General features: G+C 47.8%; 24 protein-coding genes, 5 tRNA genes and 1 rRNA gene. 9 read left to right on the top strand and 21 right to left on the bottom strand.

Going from position 1 to position 22,773, the window contains the following annotated elements:
* Positions 1-302: 302 nt before the first annotated feature.
* The 3 genes from EL143_RS06370 to EL143_RS06360 form a co-directional block, all read right to left on the bottom strand.
* Positions 303-378, bottom strand: a tRNA-Ala gene (locus EL143_RS06370).
* Positions 379-427: 49 nt separating this feature from the next.
* Positions 428-504, bottom strand: a tRNA-Ile gene (locus EL143_RS06365).
* Positions 505-607: 103 nt separating this feature from the next.
* A 16S ribosomal RNA gene (locus EL143_RS06360) occupies positions 608-2,148 on the bottom strand.
* A 348-nt stretch (positions 2,149-2,496) separates the two neighbouring features.
* On the opposite strand from EL143_RS06360, the gene hemB reads away from it, so the two are divergent.
* Positions 2,497-3,504 (top strand): porphobilinogen synthase, encoded by a 1,008-nt coding sequence (gene hemB, locus EL143_RS06355; RefSeq protein ID WP_085416649.1) that lies wholly within the window; start codon positions 2,497-2,499, stop codon positions 3,502-3,504.
* A 62-nt stretch (positions 3,505-3,566) separates the two neighbouring features.
* On the opposite strand, the gene EL143_RS06350 is transcribed toward hemB, so the two are convergent.
* The 4 genes from EL143_RS06350 to EL143_RS06335 form a co-directional block, all read right to left on the bottom strand.
* Complete coding sequence (locus tag EL143_RS06350) at positions 3,567-4,187, bottom strand: sigma-E factor negative regulatory protein (RefSeq protein WP_085416648.1); 621 nt, start codon at positions 4,185-4,187, stop codon at positions 3,567-3,569.
* A gap of 4 nt (positions 4,188-4,191) precedes the next feature.
* Positions 4,192-4,791: an RNA polymerase sigma factor RpoE gene (gene rpoE, locus EL143_RS06345; RefSeq protein WP_085416647.1), complete on the bottom strand. Its 600-nt coding sequence runs from the start codon at positions 4,789-4,791 to the stop codon at positions 4,192-4,194.
* A gap of 73 nt (positions 4,792-4,864) precedes the next feature.
* On the bottom strand, positions 4,865-6,202 hold the full coding sequence (gene tilS, locus EL143_RS06340) for a tRNA lysidine(34) synthetase TilS (RefSeq protein WP_158087838.1): 1,338 nt from the start codon (positions 6,200-6,202) through the stop codon (positions 4,865-4,867).
* Positions 6,203-6,327: 125 nt separating this feature from the next.
* Positions 6,328-7,287, bottom strand: a complete 960-nt coding sequence (locus EL143_RS06335; protein WP_085416645.1) for an acetyl-CoA carboxylase carboxyltransferase subunit alpha — start codon at positions 7,285-7,287, stop codon at positions 6,328-6,330.
* Between the two features lie 210 nt (positions 7,288-7,497).
* On the opposite strand from EL143_RS06335, the gene EL143_RS06330 reads away from it, so the two are divergent.
* Positions 7,498-7,896 (top strand): RNA-binding S4 domain-containing protein, encoded by a 399-nt coding sequence (locus EL143_RS06330; RefSeq protein WP_085416644.1) that lies wholly within the window; start codon positions 7,498-7,500, stop codon positions 7,894-7,896.
* A 336-nt stretch (positions 7,897-8,232) separates the two neighbouring features.
* Positions 8,233-9,081: a KPN_02809 family neutral zinc metallopeptidase gene (gene ypfJ / locus EL143_RS06325; RefSeq protein WP_085416643.1), complete on the top strand. Its 849-nt coding sequence runs from the start codon at positions 8,233-8,235 to the stop codon at positions 9,079-9,081.
* A 67-nt stretch (positions 9,082-9,148) separates the two neighbouring features.
* Here ypfJ and EL143_RS06320 read toward each other — a convergent pair whose 3' ends face one another.
* Positions 9,149-9,766: an alpha/beta hydrolase gene (locus EL143_RS06320; RefSeq protein WP_085416652.1), complete on the bottom strand. Its 618-nt coding sequence runs from the start codon at positions 9,764-9,766 to the stop codon at positions 9,149-9,151.
* 112 nt (positions 9,767-9,878) lie between these two features.
* On the bottom strand, positions 9,879-10,667 hold the full coding sequence (locus tag EL143_RS06315; RefSeq protein ID WP_085416642.1) for a polyamine aminopropyltransferase: 789 nt from the start codon (positions 10,665-10,667) through the stop codon (positions 9,879-9,881).
* A gap of 221 nt (positions 10,668-10,888) precedes the next feature.
* Between EL143_RS06315 and EL143_RS06310 the strand changes: the two genes are divergently transcribed.
* Positions 10,889-10,964 (top strand) — tRNA-Thr (locus EL143_RS06310).
* A 165-nt stretch (positions 10,965-11,129) separates the two neighbouring features.
* Here the strand turns inward: EL143_RS06310 and EL143_RS06305 are convergent.
* Positions 11,130-11,603, bottom strand: coding sequence for a hypothetical protein (locus EL143_RS06305; protein ID WP_169709821.1), 474 nt, complete (start codon positions 11,601-11,603; stop codon positions 11,130-11,132).
* 129 nt (positions 11,604-11,732) lie between these two features.
* Here EL143_RS06305 and EL143_RS06300 point away from each other — a divergent pair.
* A tRNA-Asn gene (locus EL143_RS06300) sits at positions 11,733-11,808 on the top strand.
* A 305-nt stretch (positions 11,809-12,113) separates the two neighbouring features.
* Here EL143_RS06300 and EL143_RS12720 read toward each other — a convergent pair.
* From EL143_RS12720 to EL143_RS06260, 9 genes are all read right to left on the bottom strand, one after another.
* Positions 12,114-12,272, bottom strand: coding sequence for a pirin family protein (locus EL143_RS12720; protein ID WP_232001255.1), 159 nt, complete (start codon positions 12,270-12,272; stop codon positions 12,114-12,116).
* Positions 12,251-12,379 (bottom strand): hypothetical protein, encoded by a 129-nt coding sequence (locus EL143_RS12840; RefSeq protein ID WP_269471226.1) that lies wholly within the window; start codon positions 12,377-12,379, stop codon positions 12,251-12,253. The genes EL143_RS12720 and EL143_RS12840 overlap by 22 nt, the downstream gene beginning before the upstream one ends.
* 99 nt (positions 12,380-12,478) lie before the next feature.
* Positions 12,479-13,234, bottom strand: a complete 756-nt coding sequence (locus EL143_RS06290; protein ID WP_085416640.1) for a class I SAM-dependent methyltransferase — start codon at positions 13,232-13,234, stop codon at positions 12,479-12,481.
* A 101-nt stretch (positions 13,235-13,335) separates the two neighbouring features.
* The gene (locus EL143_RS06285) at positions 13,336-13,872 is read right to left on the bottom strand and encodes an NADPH-dependent FMN reductase (RefSeq protein ID WP_085416639.1); all 537 of its coding nucleotides are present in this window, start codon (positions 13,870-13,872) and stop codon (positions 13,336-13,338) included.
* A gap of 191 nt (positions 13,873-14,063) precedes the next feature.
* A complete protein-coding gene (locus tag EL143_RS06280) occupies positions 14,064-14,603 on the bottom strand; it encodes a DUF2062 domain-containing protein (protein ID WP_085416638.1) in 540 nt (179 codons plus the stop codon).
* Between the two features lie 291 nt (positions 14,604-14,894).
* The gene (gene plsX / locus EL143_RS06275; RefSeq protein WP_085416637.1) at positions 14,895-15,959 is read right to left on the bottom strand and encodes a phosphate acyltransferase PlsX; all 1,065 of its coding nucleotides are present in this window, start codon (positions 15,957-15,959) and stop codon (positions 14,895-14,897) included.
* A gap of 166 nt (positions 15,960-16,125) precedes the next feature.
* On the bottom strand, positions 16,126-16,650 hold the full coding sequence (locus tag EL143_RS06270; RefSeq protein WP_085416636.1) for a phosphoribosyltransferase: 525 nt from the start codon (positions 16,648-16,650) through the stop codon (positions 16,126-16,128).
* Between the two features lie 179 nt (positions 16,651-16,829).
* Positions 16,830-17,009 carry a 50S ribosomal protein L32 gene (gene rpmF, locus EL143_RS06265; protein ID WP_002214744.1) on the bottom strand — a complete coding sequence of 60 codons (180 nt, stop codon included), beginning with the start codon at positions 17,007-17,009 and terminating at the stop codon, positions 16,830-16,832.
* 38 nt (positions 17,010-17,047) lie between these two features.
* A complete protein-coding gene (locus tag EL143_RS06260) occupies positions 17,048-17,551 on the bottom strand; it encodes a YceD family protein (protein ID WP_085416651.1) in 504 nt (167 codons plus the stop codon).
* A gap of 51 nt (positions 17,552-17,602) precedes the next feature.
* Here EL143_RS06260 and EL143_RS06255 point away from each other — a divergent pair, with 51 nt between their 5' ends.
* From EL143_RS06255 to EL143_RS06245, 3 genes are all read left to right on the top strand, one after another.
* Positions 17,603-18,193, top strand: coding sequence for a Maf family protein (locus tag EL143_RS06255; RefSeq protein ID WP_085416635.1), 591 nt, complete (start codon positions 17,603-17,605; stop codon positions 18,191-18,193).
* 37 nt (positions 18,194-18,230) lie between these two features.
* A complete protein-coding gene (locus EL143_RS06250; RefSeq protein WP_085416634.1) occupies positions 18,231-18,941 on the top strand; it encodes an SAM-dependent methyltransferase in 711 nt (236 codons plus the stop codon).
* A gap of 58 nt (positions 18,942-18,999) precedes the next feature.
* Positions 19,000-19,076: transfer RNA gene (locus EL143_RS06245), tRNA-Pro, on the top strand.
* 96 nt (positions 19,077-19,172) lie between these two features.
* Here the strand turns inward: EL143_RS06245 and EL143_RS06240 are convergent.
* Positions 19,173-20,408: a sugar MFS transporter gene (locus EL143_RS06240; protein WP_085416633.1), complete on the bottom strand. Its 1,236-nt coding sequence runs from the start codon at positions 20,406-20,408 to the stop codon at positions 19,173-19,175.
* A gap of 384 nt (positions 20,409-20,792) precedes the next feature.
* Positions 20,793-21,398, bottom strand: a complete 606-nt coding sequence (wrbA, locus tag EL143_RS06235) for an NAD(P)H:quinone oxidoreductase (RefSeq protein ID WP_085416632.1) — start codon at positions 21,396-21,398, stop codon at positions 20,793-20,795.
* A 67-nt stretch (positions 21,399-21,465) separates the two neighbouring features.
* On the opposite strand from wrbA, the gene EL143_RS06230 reads away from it, so the two are divergent.
* On the top strand, positions 21,466-22,707 hold the full coding sequence (locus EL143_RS06230) for a YihY family inner membrane protein (protein ID WP_085416650.1): 1,242 nt from the start codon (positions 21,466-21,468) through the stop codon (positions 22,705-22,707).
* The last annotated feature ends 66 nt before the right edge of the window (positions 22,708-22,773 follow it).

Raw genomic sequence — 22,773 nt, 5'->3', positions numbered from 1 at the left:
GTTTCGGCGTTGACTACCTACGTAACTTGAAGACTTTACTTTGACAAAGCTTACTGCTTGTTGTGTACTGAACTGTGCCTTTTGTGTTTCACAGCTCAGTCGATACAATCATCACCCAAATACTGCGGCTTACCTGTTACAGTAAGCCGACATTGTCTTTGTTTGTTGATTTCGGCTTTCCAATTTGTTAAAGATCAATGCGTTTATATGAAACAAACTTTTGTCTCAAACTTCGCAAATTAAAATGAGCTGCGCATTGTAGCAGCTAACTTTAATTTGTAAAGTCCTTTTATTGAAGTTTTTGGTGGAGGCAAACGGGATCGAACCGATGACCCCCTGCTTGCAAAGCAGGTGCTCTACCAACTGAGCTATGCCCCCATACTCTTACTCAAGTATCGATACTGCTTACTCTTGCTTTGAGAATGTCTGGTGGGTCTGGGAGGACTTGAACCTCCGACCCCACGCTTATCAAGCGTGTGCTCTAACCAGCTGAGCTACAAACCCAGGTCTCATCAAGCAATCTTTACAATCGCTTCTTCAATAATACCGCTTCTTCAATATACAGTTTACCGATAAGTGTGAATGCGACAAACCTGCTCTTCTCTAGAAAGGAGGTGATCCAGCCGCAGGTTCCCCTACGGCTACCTTGTTACGACTTCACCCCAGTCATGAAGCATACCGTGGTAAGCGGGCTCCTTGCGGTTACCCTACCTACTTCTGGTATCCCCCACTCCCATGGTGTGACGGGCGGTGTGTACAAGACCCGGGAACGTATTCACCGCAGTATGCTGACCTGCGATTACTAGCGATTCCGACTTCATGCACTCGAGTTGCAGAGTGCAATCCGGACTACGATCGGTTTTGTGGGATTGGCTCCACCTCGCGGCTTGGCTACCCTCTGTACCGACCATTGTATGACGTGTGAAGCCCTGGTCATAAGGGCCATGAGGACTTGACGTCATCCCCACCTTCCTCCGGTTTGTCACCGGCAGTCTCATTAGAGTGCCCAACCAAATGATGGCAACTAATGACAAGGGTTGCGCTCGTTGCGGGACTTAACCCAACATCTCACGACACGAGCTGACGACAGCCATGCAGCACCTGTGTTACGGCTCCCGAAGGCACTCCTCCGTCTCTGGAGGATTCCGTACATGTCAAGACCAGGTAAGGTTCTTCGCGTTGCATCGAATTAATCCACATCATCCACCGCTTGTGCGGGTCCCCGTCAATTCCTTTGAGTTTTAATCTTGCGACCGTACTCCCCAGGCGGTCAATTTCACGCGTTAGCTACGCTACTAAGGCATCAAGTGCCCCAACAGCTAATTGACATCGTTTAGGGCGTGGACTACCAGGGTATCTAATCCTGTTTGCTACCCACGCTTTCGAGCATGAACGTCAGTATTATCCCAGGGGGCTGCCTTCGCCATCGGTATTCCTCCACATCTCTACGCATTTCACTGCTACACGTGGAATTCTACCCCCCTCTGACATACTCTAGCCACCCAGTTCAGAACGCAGTTCCCAGGTTGAGCCCGGGGATTTCACATCCTGCTTAAGTAACCGTCTGCGCTCGCTTTACGCCCAGTAATTCCGATTAACGCTCGCACCCTACGTATTACCGCGGCTGCTGGCACGTAGTTAGCCGGTGCTTATTCTTCAGGTACCGTCATCACTCCAGGGTATTAACCCAAAGCTTTTCTTCCCTGACAAAAGTCCTTTACAACCCGAAGGCCTTCTTCAGACACGCGGCATGGCTGGATCAGGCTTGCGCCCATTGTCCAAAATTCCCCACTGCTGCCTCCCGTAGGAGTCTGGGCCGTGTCTCAGTCCCAGTGTGGCGGATCATCCTCTCAGACCCGCTACTGATCGTCGCCTTGGTAGGCCTTTACCCCACCAACCAGCTAATCAGACATCGGCCGCTCGAATAGCGCAAGGTCCGAAGATCCCCTGCTTTCCTTCTCAAAGCGTATGCGGTATTAGCCATCCTTTCGGACAGTTATCCCCCACTACTCGGTACGTTCCGATGCATTACTCACCCGTTCGCCACTCGCCACCAAAAGAGCAAGCTCTTCCGTGCTGCCGTTCGACTTGCATGTGTAAAGCATGCCGCCAGCGTTCAATCTGAGCCAGGATCAAACTCTTATGTTCAATCTCTAACTTTTTAACTTCTGGTCTGCTTCAAAGAAACCGACAAGATTTCTTGTCTGTCTTTCAAACAGTGTGGGGCTCGCCGCACCCACACTTATCGGTAATCTGTATTGTTAAAGAGCTAAACCAATCAAAACAGCACTATGCTATAATAACCGGCCTGTCAGTCACTGCCGAAGCAGCGAAGAAACCGAACTATACGCCCACACAATCACAACGTCAATACCCCAAAACAACAAAATACGGACAAATACAACAATACCCTGTTTTAACTCAATATTTAGTTTGGAAATTTCTCAACTTATTCTATACACTTAAAATTTCATGTTCAGAAAGGCTTAAATCACAATGGCTTTTATTCAACGTTCAATACCCTACTCCCGTATGCGCCGTATGCGCAAAGATGATTTCTCACGACGCTTAATGCAGGAAAACAAGCTGACTGCTGATGATCTAATTTACCCTGTATTTTTATTGGAAGGACAAAATCAAGAAGAAAATATCGCATCCATGCCGGGAGTCAAGCGTCAAAGCCTTGATAAATTGTTTTTTACCGCAGAAGAAATGCTAAAGCTCTCCATACCAATGATGGCTTTATTCCCTGTGATAAAACATAATAAAACAGAGCATGCTGAAGAAGCATACAATCCAGAAGGACTTATACCAACCGCGGTTAGAGAATTGCGCACCCGCTTTCCCGAATTAGGGATTATGACGGATATTGCTTTAGATCCTTATACCATACACGGACAAGATGGCCTTATTGATAAAGAAGGGTATGTTTTAAATGACGAAACAATTGAAGTATTGGTACGCCAAGCCTTATGCCATGCAGATGCGGGCGCACAAGTCATAGCTCCTTCAGATATGATGGACGGAAGGATTGGCGCCATTCGGAAAGCTTTGGAAACTACCGGCCACATCTATACTCGGATTATGGCTTATTCAGCCAAATATGCTTCTGCATTTTACGGCCCATTTCGCGACGCCGTAGGAAGCTCTTCCAATCTCGGCAAAGCAGATAAAAAAAGTTATCAAATGGATCCCGCCAACAGCAATGAAGCATTGCAAGAAGTTGCTTTAGACATACAAGAAGGTGCGGATATGGTGATGGTCAAACCCGGCCTGCCTTATTTGGACGTAATCCGACGGGTTAAAGATGAATTTGGCGTACCAACATATGCTTACCAAGTATCAGGCGAATACGCCATGCTGGCAGCAGCAATTCAAAACGGATGGCTAGACCAAGACAAGGTAATTTTGGAAAGTTTATTGGCTTTTAAGCGAGCAGGTGCCGATGGGATTCTGACCTATTATGCGCTCACAGCAGCACGACAACTAAAAAATCTTGAGTAGCAAATTAAAAACACGGGCTTCGTTTGATAACGGAGTCCGTGTTTTTAAAAATTATCAAAATATTATTGCACTATTGGTTTCACCTCTACCGACTGACTCTTCTGAGCAGCTTCTTGTTTCTCTGTTTGAACAGCCGATTTAATTTCCGCACCGTTTTGATTTTCAAGCGCCGCTTGCGGAACAACTACATCATCAGTTTTATTTCCTGAAACAGTAGAAGGTTTATTCGCAACAGGTACTACTGCGACATCTGCAGGCTGTACTTTCTCAACACTTTGCGTCGTCGCCACAACGCCAGCAGAGCTTTCATTGTTAGCAGGCAGCATTTGCCATGTGATTACCGCAACAGCCAACACGCTTGCAGCAATAGAGAACCAGCGGAAGCTATGATTAGAAGCCTCCCTCACAACAGGCTGCTCACTGTGCGTATTTTTTTCCGATGCCAAAGCAGCTTTCCGCTCTTCTGTAATCGCATTGAGTTTAGCCAAAAAGCTTTCTTGCGAGGTAAATTCGATATCTTTACCTACAACTTGTTGACTATATTGCATACAGTCCCGGATAAGATGGTATTGATACCATTTTTCCCGAACACCCCCATCTTGCAATAGGCGGTCTAATTCCTCATCGGATAATTCACCGTCCATTGCTGCAGACACTAATTCAAATTTTTTTTCCTGAGCCATTTCATCACCATCGTTGGTCTTCGGATGTATCCAATAGCGGCCTTAAATCGCTTGCAATCACTTCCCGTGCCCTAAAAATCCGAGAGCGTACTGTTCCGATTGGACAATCCATTATCTGAGCAATTTCATCGTAAGACAAACCTTCCATTTCACGCAATGTGATTGCACGGCGCAAATCATCCGGCAGTCTAGATACTGCAGCTTCAACAGTCTGCAAAATTTCCCTATTCATTAATTCAGCTTCCGGGGTATGCTCGTCTGCGATTTGTTCTACCAAATCAAGAACATCCCCCTCCTCGTTTGCAACATCCGCACTGATGACATTCAACTTACCGTTGGTTGCCAAGTAGTTTTTCGCAGTATTGATGCCTATACGGTACAGCCATGTATAAAAAGCACTTTCACCACGAAAATTAGGCAACGCACAGTATGCTTTTATCAGCGCTTCTTGCGCAACATCGTTTACTGTGTGTTCGTCTTTTATAAAACGTGACAGCAAACGCGTAAGGCGACGCTGGTATTTTGATACCAACATCTCGAAAGCCTTCTGTTCACCTTTTTGTGCACGCTCGACAAGAGCTTGATCGACTTCACGATCTTTCATACTTACCCTTAAATGCATCAGGCAAAGCGAAAGCCGAGTGTCTTTAATTCTTATAGGCTAAGACACTCTACTTTTACTTTGGTTCCAAAACAAAGCAACTAAATTTTTCAAAATACGGAAAAACACCGTTCAGACAGGCATAGCTGGGATTAATCCACAAATTTGCCACTGCGATACAGCGGTCTTCTTTATTGGTAATGACAGGCCAATATGGTCTAACAAAGGGGGGAATCTTGCATTCCTGCAATAATTTCCGTACTTTTTTATGCCCAACGGTCAATTCAACTACGTCATCGGTATTTACGGCCCTAACACCGCCAACCTGCCCTAAAACATCTTCACGAAGCCCATACAAATGTCTACACAGCTTAAAATTAGCCGCTTCCAACACCGCCCTCAAATTGCCCGCCTTATTTTCAGACAGGCATTGTTTGTTTAACCAGAAGCAATCATCCAACCAGTCATCTCCAACACAAAACAAGCGGTTTTGATAAGCATAGATTTTGCCTTCGGGCAAACACCATTCCGCGGATCCGCTTCCACATTCATTTAAAACCCTGCGGAAATCATTGAGAGAAGCTTGCGTAGGAATACCTATATTATTTTCTTTTACCATAAATAAAAGCTGCCTGCTTTGACGCGCCGCAGCTAATTTACGCCAAACAGAACAATCAAAAAAACCCGCATGATAAATTGCCCGCTTATCTTGCTCCGATACTTCGTCCAATACAGCCAATTCTTCCTGCAGCGTTTTAATGCTCGCCATAATATGGTGGTCTAAAAAAGGCAACCGCTCGCGCCACGCAGGCAAACCTGTGTTCCTCAACCAATTCCGCAACAAAGATTCATCGGAATTGCTGGGGTCATCAACATACTTTAAATCATGCAATTGCGCATAAGCCATTAATTCCCGTCGGGTTACACCCAACAAAGGACGCCACAACCAATGCACCTCATCTAATGCGCGCAATTCGGGCATTGCCGACAGCCCTCTGATACCGCTGCCACGCAAAGCAGACAGCATAAACGTTTCCACTTGGTCATCCTGATGGTGAGCCAAAGCCACAAAATCCGCAGTACCCCCCATAAACACTTGATAGCGCGCCTTCCTGGCGCCGGCTTCCACCCCTATCTTCCCAATGTCGGCCTGAACGTATTCCACACGGAAAGGAACCTTTAAATCTTGGCAAACCTCACTACAAAACTCCGGCCAACCGTCAGCCGCCTGCTGAAGGCCATGATGAACATGCACAGCACTGAGTTCAAATTGCTTCTCATTGCTCAAACGCTTTAACAAATGCAGCAGAACGACAGAATCCAAACCGCCGCTCAATCCCACCTCTATTGAGGCCCTTTCGGCAACACAACGATCAAACGATGCAGATAATTTGGCCAGCAAATGTTTACTCAAGTCAGACGGCATAGCTTCACAATCCATTTTTCAGACAGGCATTATCATACCCGCCCCACCAAAAACAAAGAAGGCAAGCAACAGCTTACCTTCCATCATCTGCAATTCAATAAGTTACCAAAGATTTATTTTTCCAGATATTGGCCGTAAGCCATAATCCGGTCAAAGCGGCGGGTCAACAAATCCGACATAGGCAGAGACTGGGCTTCGCGCAGCTGCTCGGTCAAAATATTCTTTAAACGGCTCATAATTTCATTATGATCTCTATGTGCACCGCCCAAAGGCTCCTCCACCACTCTGTCAATCAAATTCAATTTAAGCAGACGGTCTGCCGTGATGCCTAAAGCCTGCGCGGCATCGGCGGCCTTTTCTGCCGTTTTCCATAGAATAGATGCACAGCCTTCAGGAGAAATAACGGAATAAGTTGAGTATTGCAGCATATTCACATAATCGCCCACTGCAATGGCCAAAGCCCCGCCTGAGCCGCCTTCTCCGATAATCGTACAAATCACCGGAACACGCAGCTTGGTCAATTCATAGAGATTCTTACCGATGGCTTCCGATTGGTTGCGCTCTTCGGCACCGATACCCGGATAAGCACCGGGCGTATCGATGAAAGTTAACACCGGCAGATGAAATTTTTCTGCCAAATGCATCAAGCGCAATGCTTTTCTATAACCTTCCGGGCGCGGCATGCCGAAATTCCGACGGATTTTCTCTTTCGTATCGCGGCCTTTTTGGTGGCCGATAACCACCACGCTTTGGTCGTTAAAACGCGCCAATCCGCCTACGATAGCATGGTCGTCCGCATAGTGCCGGTCACCATGAAGCTCTTGAAAATCGGTACACAAAGCAGCGATATAATCTAAAGTATAAGGACGCTGGGGATGTCTTGAAACTTGGGACACTTGCGCAGGCGTAAGCTTGCTGTAAATAGACTTAATCAAATCGCTGCTTTTCTTTTGCAAACGGTCTATTTCCTCGCTGATATCGACGGCAGAACCGTCTTGCACAAAGCGCAGTTCTTCAACTTTATTGTTTAATTCGGCAATCGATTGCTCGAAATCTAGAAAAACGGGTTTCATAAAATGATGCCTTTTCCCTTAACCCGATTGCCCTATTTTGCTCGGCCGGAATCAGGTGTTTAAATGGCAATATGCAATAATAAATAAAAAGCGAATTTACGCGATAAACGGCAGTTGGGCAAGTAAAAAATGCAGCATCCACCGCCTTTGACGCAAAACAAATATGCTACACTAATGCCTGTCTGAAAATATCAACAACGCCAACCGACAATGACCGAATCCCAAGACAAATACACCATGCGGCTCGACAAATGGCTGTGGGCGGCTCGCTTTTTCAAAACCCGCGCCCTGGCGCAAAAACACATCGAGCTGGGGCGGATTCTCGTGAACGGCAACAAAGTGAAAAACAGTAAAAACATCTGTGTTGGCGACAAAATCCACCTTACCCTCAATTCCCTGCCCTACCTGATTACCGTGCAGGCACTCAACCACCAACGCCGCCCCGCACCCGAAGCACGCCTGCTTTACGAAGAAGATGCGGCAACCGCCAAACAGCGCGAAGAACAAAAGCTGCTCGACCAAACCAGCCGGATTACCGCCGCATATCCCGACGGCCGGCCAACCAAACGCGACAGGCGCCAACTTGATAAAATAAAAAGGCAGTGGTAGTTACAAAAGAAACAAAAAGCTTGTCATCTATCACAAATTCATGTACATTCCATTTATGTCGATTGAATGAAACCACTTTCGGCATAAAATCTGGTACTGGATGCCAACAGTATCTGTATTTTCCTATTTTTGTAATCCTTTCATAATGCAATCCTTGACCGCTGTCTTTGCTCCACAAAGACAGCGTTTTTTTACCCTATCCGCATCCGATCAACGGATTGCCAGATTTTTTCAGACAGGCATCCGACCATTTATCCGATAAGCGCCTTTTCCCGCAGGCAGAATAATTTATAATGTGCCACTCATCATTGTTAAACATACACATAAAGGAAGATTATGCGCTGGGAAGGTCGTGAACAGAGCACCAATATAGAAGACAGACGCGGTCAGCGCCCACGCATGGGCGGCGGCAAAGGGCCGGGCATTATCGGAATCATCGTTTTATTGGTCGGCGCCTATTACGGCATAGACTTGTCGGGCATCGTCGGCGGCGTAGGCAGCGGCCCTGCATTGCAAAGCGGCCCGCAAACCCAAATCGACAGTAAACTCGAAAGTCAGCTTAGAGAGCTTTCCGGCGTTGTATTGCGCGACACCGAAAAAGTGTGGGCCGCTTATTTTCAAAAACACAATGCCCGCTATGAACCTACCGTGATGAGGCTGTACACAGGCGGCACGCAAACGGCATGCGGCTACGGTCAGGCCGCTGCCGGCCCGTTCTACTGCCCTGCGGATAAAAAAGTTTATCTGGATTTGTCTTTTTATGAAGACATGCGCCGCAAACTCGGTGCGGAAGGCGACACCGCTTTTGCCTATGTGATTGCCCACGAGGTCGGCCACCATATACAAAACCTTACCGGCATTCTGCCGCAGGTCAGCCAAGCGCAGCAAAGCGCCGGCAAGGCGAAAGCCAACGAATTATCCGTAAAACTCGAACTGCAGGCCGACTGCTATGCCGGCATTTGGGGCAATTACGTTGCCGCGCAAGGCATGTTCGACGAAAACGATTTACAAGAAGCCTTTAACGCAGCCGAAGCCGTTGGCGACGACCGCCTGCAAAAACAAAGCCAGGGTTACGTTGTGCCCGACAGCTTTACTCACGGCACATCCGAGCAGCGCCTCGCTTGGTTTAAACGCGGCCTGCAAAGCGGCGACCCGGCCCAGTGCAACACATTCGCATCCTATTAACCGTTGCCAATGCCTGTCTGAAACCTTTTTTCAGACAGGCATCTTAACAATCATTCAAACGCTCTTATCACACACCCAAAACAACCGGCGCAAAGCGCAATATGGTTTCACGCAGAGGAATCAGTTTGCCGTGGAAAAAATGGGATGTTTTCGGAAAAACAATCACCGGAATATCTTGCGGCGCCGCCCAATCCAACGACTTTTGCAAAGCCACAACTTCATCTTCCGCACCGTGCAGCACCAAAGTTTTAGCAGCATCCGGCGCAGCCGGTTCGCGCCGCTCGTAATGGTTCAACGCAGGCCCCATCAGCAAAAGCAAATCCGGCTCGCGCAAATGCGCCGTAAACACAGCCACATAACCGCCGAAAGAAAATCCTGAAATCACCAGCTTGGCCGCATCCGGATGCCGCGCACGCGCAAAATCCACCACAGCCGTACAATCATCCACCTCGCCGGCACCATAATCATGCTGGCCTTCACTGTTTCCCACTCCGCGCAAATTCGGCAAATAACAATGAAAACCCAATGCCGACAGCGCCTTAGCCGCCGTTTGAATCACTTTGTTGGTATTCGTTCCGCCCTGCAAAGGATTCGGATGATTGATCACCGCCACACCGCGCTCTTCACCTTGCGCTTCCAGATAAATCGTTTCCAGTTTTCCCGCCGGGCCGTCCACCCAAACCATATCGTATTTCAAAACCACAACATCTTCCTCAATCTATTCATAACTTACATCCAAGTTAGCCATAAACACCCCCTATGCCTGCCTGAAACCACATTCAGACAAACATAGCGCATTACAGATAAAAAGTTTTACCATTATTTTGATTAACCCTTTTCAAATCACTCAGCATACGCCGGAAATCCAATCCGTAAACCTCGCTCAGCTTTTCCGCCCGCTTTTTCAAACCATCCAAACGCTGCTCTTTCGGCGGACTTTGAAACGCCATCACCGCCACATTCCCATGGCTTTCCGCCGGCACCTCCAACACCCTCCCTTCAAAAACCCCCAACAAACTCTCCACAAACCGCCCGTAACGCTTATCGCCGCTCCACCAATTGGTAACAAATACCCCATTTTTACTCAGCGCACGGCGGCAATCCTGAAAAAACACCTCGCTCACCAAAGCATCAACAATCTGTTCGCCGTCAAAACCGTCCACCATAAGCACATCCGTGCCGCACAGCAAAGTTTTCACATATTCCGCACCATCCGCCACTAAGATTTCAAAATCCTCATCTTCAAACGGCAGCTCAAACAAACCGCGCGCCACGTTAACCACCTGCGGATTAATCTCCACCACAGTCTGCTTCGTTTCCGGCAGAAACGCATCAATCCAGCGCGCAAACGATCCTCCGCCCAAACCGATTTGTGTAATGTGCCCCGGCGTATCCACAAACAAAAGCCAAGCCATCATCGCGCGGCTGTAAGAAAGCACCAGCTCCGAAGGATTATCCAAATTCATTGAGCTTTGAATCGTTTCACTGCCCAAGTGCATCGAACGGATATTTGCCTCTTCCGAGATACCCACTTCGGGCAGCTCCAAACTCTGTGCACGAACACGGCGATAAGGATGGCGAGCCATAAAACCACCTAATTTCAATCAAAAAGAGAGCATTTTATAACAAGCACGAACGGCGTACGACAAAATTCTCAGCAGACAGCCAAATCGGCAGACACTCGGCTCACATCTTTACTGTATTTTTATTTATTAAAAAACAAAATGATGCCGATCAAGCCATAAAAAAACACAGCCGAAACTATTGCTAAAAAACAAAGAGCCTGTATAATCCTGATTTTTCAAATGCCGGTGTAGCTCAGTTGGTAGAGCACCTGACTTGTAATCAGGGGGTCGCGAGTTCGAATCCTGCCGCCGGCACCAAATTGATTAAATAAGCTTCCGAATAATTCGAAAGCTTATTTTTCTTTAAGCAAAAACAATCATGCCTGTCTGAAAACTTTCAGACAGGCATGATTGTTTCCGACGACAGAATTCGAATAAATGCGGAGCGCGCCATATCAATATTTAAAGCGCTTTGAAACGCTCCTATTCTTCCAACAAAATATTCGGAATCCGCTTCAAAAAAATATCCCGCGCAATATCCCCCTGCTGTTCGATATTGTATTGAAAAAAAGACTTACCTTCTTGCAGCACATACCGATAAGGATTATAGCGCTTGAAACTCAAATAATAAGCCGTTTGTAAAACCGCCCCCAAACCCAGCACATTAACCCCTCTCTGATGTTGCAGCACATGCGCCATCTCATGAATAAAAATTCCCTGATAGCCCAGATTCTCTGCCGCATAATCGCTTTTATAATGCTCCGGATTCACAAAAATACAACCGTTCGGCGCCATAAATGTACCCGGCGGCTGCCAAGGAAGGTAAGGGCAATTGATGATGGTAACTTTGTCGTAATCAATCATCTTCCCATACACACTTTGGGCAAGCGCGGTTTCATTATCAGTAAGCCCGCGGATGACAAGCTTTTTCTGCTTGCTCTTCCAACATTTATACATCAACCAAGGCAGTCTAAACATTCTCTCAATTCAGCTAAAAAAATTGGTTTTTAAATTCAAACAAATAATCACCCTGCACCGATATTTGCTTGACAAGTTTTCCGAGGAGATTATAATACGCAGCTTAATTCCCCGATAGCTCAGTCGGTAGAGCGACGGACTGTTAATCCGCAGGTCCCTGGTTCGAGCCCAGGTCGGGGAGCCAAATAAATCAACAAGATAGGCCGCAAGCAATTGCGGCCTGTTTTGTTTTAAACAGCATGTCAAATATATTCTGTTTTACAAAACTTTTAATTCAATCTAAAACCCCTTTTCAAAATCTCTGCTGGCTTCATTCATTGAACAACACATATAGACCCAATATTCATTGATACAATTTCCCAAACCGCCTGAATTACAAAGCAGGCAACAGACAGCACGCAAAATCCGCAATTTGGCCGACACAATTGCAACCAACCGCGACCGGTATGGGCGATGCTGCGCGTGTCCCCCATCCTAGTCGTCATCAAATTAACTTGCCTGGTGCGGATAAGCTGGCGGTGGCCTTAAGCTGTCTTGGTACCAGACTTCGCCTTCAAGCATCCAAGTGAAGGTTTGCAGGTTGGTATGCGGGTGCGAAACCAACTTGGAGGCCGTTTGAAAAGCCGCTAAATTCGGCAGGGCCGGCATGGTCGAGAAAACACCGCGCCTATAGTGCGGCGGCCTGCCTGCGGTATCAAGCGGGCAACGGGAATGCCGCCTGCATCTTTGATTTGGGCGGTCAGTTTTTGGATCATTGTGTCGTCCTTATCGTTTGGATGACTGAATGACTGCAAGCAGCCAAATGCCTGTCTGAAAAACTTGTGTTTTCAAACCGTCCTTCCATTATATGTATCTTATTTTTGAATCTTTCCCGCCCGTATATTCAGCGGCCACGACACTTTCAGCACAGTATCCGGGCTGCATATTTGCGTCAGCTCTCCGGCAAGGCGGGCAAGCGGGTTCTGCCCTGTGGCCCGAACGGTTTGGCGCACCGCCGACCAAGTGGAAAGATAGCCCAATAATTCAGGCAGCCGCCAATCCGCCCGCATGGCGGGCGGCGACAGCATCACAGGCTCGAATGGAAACGGCAAATCGCCATAGGCGTTTTCTACATGGCGGCGTTCGGGCGGCCAATGGGCGGCAAGGTCTTGATGATAAAAACGCTGCACCAGCGCATCGGCTTCCGGGTGGTTATCCAGTGTTAAAGTGGCATAGCTGATCAGCGCAATCAGCGCATTCGGACGGGCAACACGGGTTGCTTCACGATAAAACGCAGACAAATCAAACCAATGCGCGGCTTGGGCAACGGTAATCAGATCGGCGCTGTTGTCGGGCAGACCGGATTGTTCGGCGGCCGCAACCGAGTATCGGATATTGTGCCGCTGCCGCACCTGCTTGATTTGCGCTTCGCTGGCATCGGTAGCGCTGACGGTGGAAAAATGCTCCGCCAACAAAACCGACATCTGGCCGGTGCCGCAGGCGCAATCCCATGCATGATGCTGTTGCGGCGAGGCTTGCGCCAATGTTGCGGCCAGCTCGTTCGGATAAACGGGGCGGTAAGCAGCATAGCGTTCGGCCAGCGCGGAAAAATGATCTTTAAAATGGTTCATCCCTGCCCCCTTCTACGATGCCTGTCTGAAAACGCACGGACAAAGGTTTTCACGATACGGTAACGAATGCCCTCTTCCGAACAGCTTTTCAGACGGGCAGTTTACTCCGCAGCCCAAGCATAAAACGCAGCGGCGAATTTGTTTAAAAACGCGGCAGTGCGTTCGTCGGTCACTTTGCCGTTTTCCAAAGCTGCGTTGGCGCGGCTCAAAAACACTTCCGGCGCAATCAACACATCTGCGCCCAAAGCTTGCAGGCTTTGGCGGATGTGCAGGCCGCCGTTGATGCCGCCGTAGCTGCCCGGGGAAGCGGTGGCTACGGCTGTTTTTTTACCCTGCCAAACATTTTGCCCAAAGGGGCGCGAGCCGATATCGATCAGGTTTTTCACGGCGGCGGGCATACTGCGGTTGTGTTCGGGGCTGACGATCAACACGGCATCGGCTTCGCGCAGTTGGACGCGCACCCGCTCATATTCGGCAATGCTTTGTCCGTCGCGGTCTTGGGTGTAGAGCGGCAGGTCGCCAATGTGCACTTCTTCTGTGCCGACGCCGGCAGGGGCTTGTGCGGCTATGTGCTCAGCCACGGCGCGGTTGATGGAGTTTTGGCTCAAACTGCCGATAACGAGGGCGATTTTGGTCATGAGGATATTCCTTAATTTGTCTGTCGATAATCTGTAAAAGCCTGAAAGGGCAATTTCTGCGTGTTTTATTCTTAAACCGGTTCAACCTCTACTACCCGAGCGTTGCACTTGAAATTCGAATCCAAGTCCCCCTGTGCCTCCCAAAGATTTTCAGACAGGCATGGCCTCAACGGGAACACTGTTTTCATGATTTATTTTCTTGTTTCTTGACGTTTTTTCCATTGATAAGCCGTTCGGCCGCGCCAAAACAGCAATACGGCAAAATATCCGATAACCGCCAAAACGCTACCCAAAACCGGAACGCCAAGTAATAAAGGTTTGCCCGCCCCCAAAAGCCACTGCCCCAGCTCACTCAAAAAATGCTCGCCAAAACCCGGTAGGTTTAACGCCGCTTCAGGCTGTATGCCCATCAGGAAGCTGCCGATGCGGTAGGCCAGATAATAAAGCGGCATATAAGTCAGCGGGTTGGTGTAGAGCGTCGAAAACATGGCCACAGGCAAATTGGTGCGTAAAAAGTAAGCCACTATCAAAGCGCTAACCATTTGAGTGGGGCCGGGCATCAACCCGCAAAACATGCCTACGGCCACGGAAACGGCAGCCTGCCTGCGGTTTAAGGTCCAAAAATAGGGTTTGTCAAACATGGGGGCAAACGGTTTTGTCCAACGGGAAGCAAATATTTCTTCCCGCTTGGGCAATTTCTGCCTCCAGGTTTTGTTGCCGGATTGGTTCATAATGCGTTCATTATCCTTGTTTAAGCGCTTTATATAATGCTGCTTATTTAAAATTTAAAGCGCTTGAATATGGCTGAATTCGATGCGTTAAAATATCGTAAGCCCGTTAAACGGAGATGCTGTAGTGCATAAAGCTCATATATTTGCCGGCTGTTATTCCGATATTTAAAGGTTTATAAGGCATTTTTATGCCCTGTTTATTTTCTTGTTTAATGTCTTAAAATGCCTGTCTGAAAAAGTTTTCAGACAGGCATTTTAAAATTTTTACCCATTTTGCCGATTCAAGCCGGCTTATTCGATGTTGTTCGCCATCGCCGCACTTTCGGCTTCCTGTTTCTTCTCAGCCAATACCGCCAGCTGCGCAGCCACGCCCTGCTCTATTCTGAGCAAACTGTCGGCCTTCGCTTCATGATATGCTTCTTCCAAAGCATATCGGAAGCCTTCCGCATCGGTACCGCCGTGACTTTTAACTACCACACCGCGCAACCCCAAAAATATGGCACCGTTGAATTTCCGGGGATCGAATTTGCTTTTAAAACCTTTCAGCGCGGGCAATGCGGCCAAAGCGCCCATTTTGGTGAAAATATTGGCTTGAAACTCCTGCTTGATTGCGCCGCCCATAAATTTCACCATACCTTCAATGGTTTTCAGCATAATGTTGCCGACAAATCCGTCTGCCACAACCACATCTACTTCCTCGCTAAAAATTTCATTGCCTTCTATATTGCCGATAAAATTCAAATCCGCCGATTTCAGAAGTTTAAACGCCTGTTTGACTGTGGCTGTACCTTTGATTTCTTCCGAACCGACGTTCAACAAGCCCACCCGCGGGCGCCCGTTTTCCGGATAAAGCGCCTGTACAAGCTCGCTGCCGACCACGGCAAACTGAACCAGATTTTCGGCGGTACAGTCCACATTGGCACCCAAATCGAGCATCAAGGTTGTGTGCGTTCCTTTCGAGGGGAGAAACTTGGCGATGGCAGGCCTCTCGATGCCCGGAATGGTTTTCAACACGAAACGTGCGGTAGCCATTAATGCGCCTGTGTTACCGGCCGAAACGGCTGCTTGTGCCGCACCTTCTTTAACTTGGTTAATCGCCACGCGCATGGATGAATCTTTTTTGTTTTTTAAAGCCAGCTGCGGCTGCTCGTCCATCCCTACGATTTGCGAAGCATGCTTGATTTCCACTTTATCCATTGGCGCGCCGGCAGCTTTAAGCAATGCAGACAAGCGTTCTCCGTCTCCCACCATAATCAGGCGTACATCCGCTCGCTGCTTCAAAAAGGCTACTGCACCGGGAACGGTTACGTCCAGCCCCGCATCTCCTCCCATAGCATCTACGGCCAAGGTAATCATAAGGTTTCTCCATACCTGCCTTTTCAGACAGGCATATGCTGATGCCTGTCTGAAAAGCTTAAGGTTTAATCTAAAAATCTGTTTTTAAAACAAGGCGCTTGAATGTTTTTCAGACAGGCGTATTTCCCGCTTGCCAGAACATCATACGATATGCGGCAAATCCGGCTCAGATTGATTGCTCGGCCAGCTTGTTGTGCACTTCAATATCTTCGGCATCCCATGGATAATTGATCCACCAATCTTCCACAACAATGCCGCTGTAATAGGGAATGCCTTCCGGCAGCTTGCCTTTTTTCTCTTTCCGCTTTTCATGTAAAACGGCGATGCCGATGGTGCCCAAATCAAGCTTGGATAAATCGTTTAATACAAACTCCATGGTAACGCGGCTGTCATCCACTTCGTCCACCACCAACACGTTCTTGCCGACCAAGCTCTCCGGCAGCGGATCCAGCCATTGGATTTTTTTCACGCTCTCGGCATGTTTTCCCTGATACTCACTATCGTAATAAGCGGTGGTTACAGCATAGATGGGAATATTCAGGAAACAGCGCAAAATACGGGCGGGAATAAACCCACCTCCGCCAATTGCAATCATTGCGTCATATTTTATACCGCCGGCCTGCACTTTCTCTGCCAAACTTTTTAAAACGCGGTGAATATCATCATAGGTGTACCAAACTTTTTTTGCCATATTCTTAACGCCTGAACTTGAAAATCAAATGGAATGCGCCCGATTTGCCGACACCCGCAAACCGGCCCGGCTTCCAAAATCACATCCGAATACCCATCGTTTAAAACGCAAAGAAGCCAGCGATTTGTCGGGTGGACAATCTTCTGGCTTACTTCATAAACAATCCGCAGAGAATAAAATTATTCGCCTTTGGCTTTTACCACTTTACGGCCACGGTACATACCGTTGGGAGAAATATGGTGCGGGCGGTGCACTTCGCCGGTAGTGCTGTCAACAGACAGAGCAGGCGCAGTCAAAGCATCGTGCGAACGGTGCATACCGCGTTTAGAGGGAGATTTTTTATTTTGTTGAACGGCCATTTCAAGCTCCTAATAATTAAAATAAAACTGTAAACCGGTTAGCGGCTGCTTTTCAGCCCTGCCAAAGCGGCAAAAGGATTCGGTTTGTCGTGATTGACTGTTTCCAACTCAATGTTATGGCAGTTTTCATGGCGGGGCGAATAAGGCATAGCCATTAAAATTTGGTCTTCGATCAAAGCCAGAATATCCAGCTCTTTTTCCAAAAGCATTCCTTCCAATTCATCATCGGAAAGCATGGCTTCATCCAAGCTCTGTTCATCGGCAAACAACACAATCCGGCTTGTTTCATCCAGCTCAACCGACAACGGTTTTACACACCTCTGACAAATCAGCGGTATTTCCGCTTTCAGGCTGAGATCCAAAAACAAACGCTGCCATTTATCCGACCCGCCTTTCAATACAAAAGACACATCGGCATCTTTGTCTGCCAAATATTCGTGCGACCAAACACGCTCATCCAACTCACCCAGCTTAACAGTACCTTCCAGTACCTGCTTCTCGGTGGCGAAAACTTCAGGGTCAATCAAATTAAGGTCTAACATAAACGGGGCATGATATAATTTTAGCGGTTTAACGTCAATGTTTTTACGCATATGAATTCAAATTTTCCGCTTATTTTAGGCTCAAGCTCGGTTTTCCGCCAAGAGCAGTTAAAGCGCCTAGGTCTTTCTTTTCAAACAGCAAAGCCTGATTTTGATGAAACCCCGCAAACAGGTGAAAGCGCCGAAGCCACCGCCCTGCGCTTAGCAGTAGGCAAGGCCCGTTCACTTGCCTCTGTATTTCCGCAAGCTCTGATCATCGGCGCAGACCAAGTTGCTTGGTGCAATAATGAACAATTGGGAAAGCCTATGAACGTGGCAAAAGCACAACAAATGCTTGCAGCCTTAAGCGGCAAACGCATCGAATTTTTCAGCGCCGTATGCCTGCTTAACACCGGTAGCGGAAAACTCCACACACATGTTGATAAAACCACAGTAACCATGCGCAAATTGACTACCCGGCAAATCACTCGTTATCTGGAGCGCGAACCTGATGCGGTTTATTGTGCCGGAGCGGCCAAGAGCGAAGGTTTGGGCGCTGCACTTTTACAGCGCATCGACAGCAGCGACCCGAATGCCCTGATCGGCCTGCCCATTTTCAAACTGCTTGATTTTTTGGCCGAAGAAGGTATTGATGTGTTTTAAATTTTTCAGACAGGCATTCTTAAAATCAGGAAAAACCATGCAACCCGCTTTATATCTTATCCCTACTCCGCTCGGTACCGCCGATACCCCCTGCCTGCTGCCACATGAGCAACAATCTATTATCCATCTGACTGATTTTGTTGTGGAAGCAGAAAAAACCGCACGTGCCCATCTAAAGCACTTAGGTATCAACACCCCCATACGCGAACTCAATCTGCAAACGCTGAACGAGCATACCCCGCCCGAAGCCCTGCCGGAACTGCTTAATCCATTAAAAGAAGGCCGGAGTATGGGTATCTTGAGCGAAGCAGGCTGCCCCGCAATAGCAGACCCCGGCGCAAATCTGGTGGCGCTGGCTCATGCACAAGGCTTCGAAGTGCGCCCGCTGGTTGGCCCCTCAAGCATTTTGCTGGCTCTGATGGCATCCGGCGCCAACGGGCAGAACTTTGCATTTAAGGGCTATCTGCCGACCGACAAAAGCGAACGCATCCATGCTTTAAAAACATTGGAGCAACATTCGCACCAACACCAAGAAACCCAAATTTTTATTGAAACCCCTTACCGCAACCATACCTTGCTTGCCGACGCTTTAAACACACTCCGGCCGGATACCCGCCTTTGCGCAGCCTGTGATTTAACACTACCCTCACAAACCATTATCAGCAAAACCATCGCAGATTGGCACAAGCTAACCGAACTGCCCGATCTCAAGAAGCGGCCGACGATTTTTGTGATGCACGCAGCCTGAATCATTGCAGAGCTTTTCCTTGACAAGAAAAAGGCTGCTCTCTAAAATATCCGTCTTTCGGAATGTAGCGCAGTCTGGTAGCGCACTTCGTTCGGGACGAAGGGGTCGGAGGTTCGAATCCTCTCATTCCGACCAAACAATCAAAACGGCTTTGACACATTATTGTCAAAGCCGTTTTTTATTAACCATGCCTGTCTGAAACTTTCAGACAGGCATGGTTACTTCAATTATTTAATCCACTTTGTGGCCTTTAGCCGCAAAGAATGCGATATACAAATAGCACAAAATAGGCAATACAAAAGAAGCCATCAGTGCACCGGTAGCGCCCATATTGGGCGTTAAACCGTCAATCAGCATGCCTTGTGTAAAAGGGATAATCGCGCCGCCCACAATAGCCGTACAAATAATACCGGAAGCCGCACCGGTAAATTTACCCAAACCACGGGTAGCCAGTGAGAAAATAGTCGGGAACATAATCGAATTAAAGAAACCCACACCCAACAAAGCAAACATTGCCACTTTGCCGCCGGAGAGAATGGCAACGGCGATTAAAATCATCGCCATTACTGAGTTAAACATCAAATATTTGCTGGGCTGGAAACGGCTCATAACAGCAGATCCCAAGAAGCGGCCAACCATTGCGCCGCCCCAATAAAAGGCAATCAATTTAGAACCTTGCAAATGCGTTACACCGGCAGCCGCTTCCATCACATTAATCAACAAGCTACCGATCGCAACCTCAGCCCCTACATAGCAGAAAATAGCGACGGCACCTAAAATCATATGTTTATACTGCCATACGCTGGTTTTGCCGTCATGGTTATGCTCGGTTTCCGCTTCCGCAATCGCCTTCGCATCCGGCAATCGAATCAACTTCACAAAAACAGCAAGCAGAATCAGCACTCCTGCCAAACCCAAGTAAGGAATTTGCACCGACTGAGCTTCTTGCAGCGGATTCATATGCTGGCTGGCTTCTGCCAAGATGAGCAAACCGCCCAATGGGGGCGCTACCGTGGTGCCTACCGAGTTAAAAGCCTGCACCAATGTTAAAGTTGCAGATTCCTTGCCCGGTTTAGACAGCAAAGTCACATAAGGATTACCGGCAACCTGCAATAAAGTGATACCGGAAGCCAAAATAAATAAAGCACTCAGAAAAACAGGGTAAGACAAGCTGGTAGAAGCGGGATAAAACAACAAACAGCCCAAAGCAGCAATCAGAAAGCCGCCGATAACGCCGTTTTTATAACCCAGTTTTTCTACCACTTTACCCATCGGAATAGACATCAGCGCATATGCACCGAAAAACACCATGTTAATCAACATGGCTTGCGTATAGTTTAAGCTGAACGCATTTTTCAAATGGGGAATCAACACATCATTTAGAGAAGTGATTGCACCCATCATAAAAAAGAGAGACGTTAACACGCCAAGAGCCGGCGTATTATTGCTTGGGGCTTGTGAAGACATTATGTTTATCCTATCTCTGAATTTAAATAATTATATGGTTTAGACTTACTCAAAAAGCATTAAGTGTAAAATTTTGCCAAATTTTAAGCAACAGGAAATCATACTGCTATTTCCGGCATGGCGCTAGTGTTATATTACTACAAATTTACCTATTTATAACCAAACAAAGAATTTAAATTACAAAGCACAGCTCGAAATTCATATAAAATAGTCATTTAAAAATAAGATAATATCTTCTATCAATACCACCCCCTGCATAATCACTCGTTCAGAACCTGTTAAAAATCAGCTAACAATCTTACATCTTAATATCCATATAAAATTTTCCGTAACCAAACAACAAAGACAGGCAAATGCCTGTCTGAAAACACATGCTGCCAAATATCAAACCGACAATTTTTTGGCCAGCTCTGCCAATCTTTTACCTTGGGCAAAAGCAAGCTGCTGCTCATCTTGGCTCAATTGCGGCTTGCCCTCGGCACCAGCCACATGTGTCGAGCCGTAGGGCGTTCCGCCTGTTTGCGTGCTGGACAGCGCACTTTCGCTATAAGGAATGCCGCTGATTATCATGCCGTGATGCAGCAAGGGCAGCATCATGGTTAACAAAGTTGTTTCCTGCCCTCCGTGTTGACTCGAAGTGCTGGCAAACACGGTTGCCGGCTTGCCGATCAATTCACCCGACAACCATTGTGCAATCGTGCCGTCCAGAAAATACTTCATCGGCGCAGACATGTTACCGAAACGTGTGGGGCTGCCCAATGCCAAAGCGGCGCAGCTTTTCAGGTCTTCCGCCGTGCAATAAGGGGCGCCTTCTTGCGGAATGTCAGATTCCACGGCTTCACATACCGCCGATACTTTCGGCACCGTGCGCAACACGGCTTCGCATCCTTCAACACTTTCTATGCCCCGCGCAATCTGGCGGGCCAGGTTTAATGTACTTCCATGCAAAGAATAGTATAAAACGAGTATTTTCAAGGTTTTTTGGCTCATTGTATTCATTTCCGTTAAAATAGCGTTCCTTAACAACCCGAGCCGCTTCGGCGGCAGTATGCAGATTATGCTGAAATCCTCCCTTTTGCAAGGCTGGGGCAAATCGCGTTGGTTCGGTTTCGCCCGCTTTCTTATCCACCGCTTTAATGAAGTGCGCGTGCCCCAAATTGCGGCCAGCTTAACATTTACTTCGCTTTTGGCGCTGGTGCCCGTGCTGACCGTGGCTTTGGTGATTGTGTCTGCTTTTCCGATGTTCAGTGATGTATCTGAAGCATTCATCGGTTTTATCAATATGACCATTGTGCCCGAAGGCGCTGATGTGGTGTTTGATTATCTAAATGAATTCAAACAGAAAGCCAGCAATCTGACAGCTATCGGTATCATCATGCTGGGTGTCACCTCCCTGCTTTTGATTCAAACCATCGACCAAACGTTCAACCGGATTTGGCAGGTAAAAAACCAGCGCTCTATTTGGATGCAGTTTTTGGTTTATTGGGCGCTGCTCACTTTTGGCCCGTTGGTGGCCGGTGTAAGCTTGACCGTATGGGGTCTGCTTCTGAGTAAAAGCGGGCTGGAATCCACTTTTCCGGTTTTATCTCGTGCTTTAGCCGTTTTCACATCATTCCTGTTTACCACGATTGCTTTGTGGCTGCTGTACCGTTTGGTTCCCAACCGTTTCGTACCCAACAAACATGCGTTTGCCGGTGCGGCCATTACGGCAATCCTGCTTGAAATTTTGCGCTGGGGCTTCCGTATTTATGTCAGCCAGTTTAACAGCTATCAATTGATTTACGGCGCATTTGCGGCCATTCCCGTGTTCTTGGTTTGGCTGCATGCTTTGTGGATGGTCGTTATCAGCGGTGCCGTGCTTACTTCTTCTTTTTCGTATTGGCGCGGCGAAGCATTCCGCCGACAGTTCGATACCCGTGGGCGCTTTGATGATGTGTTGAAAGTGTTGCTGCTGTTGGATGATGCCCAACACCGCGGGCGGACTATGAAAGTTCAGCAATTCCGCCAACATATCAATATGGGCTACGATGAACTGGGCGACCTTTTGGATCAGCTTGCCCGCCACGGTTACACCTTTCACGGCAACCACGGTTGGGTGTTGAAAACCAATGCGGAGCACATCATTATCAACGATCTGTTCAAGCATTTTATTTACCGCCGCCCTGAACATATCTCCGGCAACGACCCTATTTCCAAAACCGTTGACGATATCATGCAGCCGTGCATGGAAAGCATGAATATCAGCTTGGCGGAATTTCAACGGCATATGCGGACATACGAAAAAACCGATCCGTCTTAAGCATTGCCGATATTAGGAAACCTGAACAATGAAAGAATGCCTGTCTGAAAATTTTCAGACAGGCAT

The organism is Neisseria canis (genome assembly GCF_900636765.1).
Taxonomy (GTDB): Bacteria; Pseudomonadota; Gammaproteobacteria; order Burkholderiales; family Neisseriaceae; genus Neisseria; species Neisseria canis.
The sequence above is the reverse complement of the archived record's forward strand: the minus strand, read 5'-3'. Positions and strand labels throughout refer to the sequence as shown.

Excerpts from the sequence above, each read along its gene's own strand:
- hemB (WP_085416649.1), top strand. The coding sequence starts at position 2,497 with ATGGCTTTTATTCAACGTTCAATACCCTACTCCCGTATGCGCCGTATG.
- EL143_RS06350 (WP_085416648.1), bottom strand. The coding sequence starts at position 4,187 with ATGGCTCAGGAAAAAAAATTTGAATTAGTGTCTGCAGCAATGGACGGT.
- rpoE (WP_085416647.1), bottom strand. The coding sequence starts at position 4,791 with ATGAAAGATCGTGAAGTCGATCAAGCTCTTGTCGAGCGTGCACAAAAA.
- EL143_RS06335 (WP_085416645.1), bottom strand. The coding sequence starts at position 7,287 with ATGAAACCCGTTTTTCTAGATTTCGAGCAATCGATTGCCGAATTAAAC.
- EL143_RS06330 (WP_085416644.1), top strand. The coding sequence starts at position 7,498 with ATGACCGAATCCCAAGACAAATACACCATGCGGCTCGACAAATGGCTG.
- ypfJ (WP_085416643.1), top strand. The coding sequence starts at position 8,233 with ATGCGCTGGGAAGGTCGTGAACAGAGCACCAATATAGAAGACAGACGC.
- EL143_RS06320 (WP_085416652.1), bottom strand. The coding sequence starts at position 9,766 with ATGGTTTGGGTGGACGGCCCGGCGGGAAAACTGGAAACGATTTATCTG.
- EL143_RS06315 (WP_085416642.1), bottom strand. The coding sequence starts at position 10,667 with ATGGCTCGCCATCCTTATCGCCGTGTTCGTGCACAGAGTTTGGAGCTG.
- EL143_RS06305 (WP_169709821.1), bottom strand. The coding sequence starts at position 11,603 with ATGTATAAATGTTGGAAGAGCAAGCAGAAAAAGCTTGTCATCCGCGGG.
- EL143_RS12720 (WP_232001255.1), bottom strand. The coding sequence starts at position 12,272 with ATGCCGGCCCTGCCGAATTTAGCGGCTTTTCAAACGGCCTCCAAGTTG.
- EL143_RS12840 (WP_269471226.1), bottom strand. The coding sequence starts at position 12,379 with ATGATCCAAAAACTGACCGCCCAAATCAAAGATGCAGGCGGCATTCCC.
- EL143_RS06290 (WP_085416640.1), bottom strand. The coding sequence starts at position 13,234 with ATGAACCATTTTAAAGATCATTTTTCCGCGCTGGCCGAACGCTATGCT.
- EL143_RS06285 (WP_085416639.1), bottom strand. The coding sequence starts at position 13,872 with ATGACCAAAATCGCCCTCGTTATCGGCAGTTTGAGCCAAAACTCCATC.
- EL143_RS06280 (WP_085416638.1), bottom strand. The coding sequence starts at position 14,603 with ATGAACCAATCCGGCAACAAAACCTGGAGGCAGAAATTGCCCAAGCGG.
- plsX (WP_085416637.1), bottom strand. The coding sequence starts at position 15,959 with ATGATTACCTTGGCCGTAGATGCTATGGGAGGAGATGCGGGGCTGGAC.
- EL143_RS06270 (WP_085416636.1), bottom strand. The coding sequence starts at position 16,650 with ATGGCAAAAAAAGTTTGGTACACCTATGATGATATTCACCGCGTTTTA.
- rpmF (WP_002214744.1), bottom strand. The coding sequence starts at position 17,009 with ATGGCCGTTCAACAAAATAAAAAATCTCCCTCTAAACGCGGTATGCAC.
- EL143_RS06260 (WP_085416651.1), bottom strand. The coding sequence starts at position 17,551 with ATGTTAGACCTTAATTTGATTGACCCTGAAGTTTTCGCCACCGAGAAG.
- EL143_RS06255 (WP_085416635.1), top strand. The coding sequence starts at position 17,603 with ATGAATTCAAATTTTCCGCTTATTTTAGGCTCAAGCTCGGTTTTCCGC.
- EL143_RS06250 (WP_085416634.1), top strand. The coding sequence starts at position 18,231 with ATGCAACCCGCTTTATATCTTATCCCTACTCCGCTCGGTACCGCCGAT.
- EL143_RS06240 (WP_085416633.1), bottom strand. The coding sequence starts at position 20,408 with ATGTCTTCACAAGCCCCAAGCAATAATACGCCGGCTCTTGGCGTGTTA.
- wrbA (WP_085416632.1), bottom strand. The coding sequence starts at position 21,398 with ATGAGCCAAAAAACCTTGAAAATACTCGTTTTATACTATTCTTTGCAT.
- EL143_RS06230 (WP_085416650.1), top strand. The coding sequence starts at position 21,466 with ATGCTGAAATCCTCCCTTTTGCAAGGCTGGGGCAAATCGCGTTGGTTC.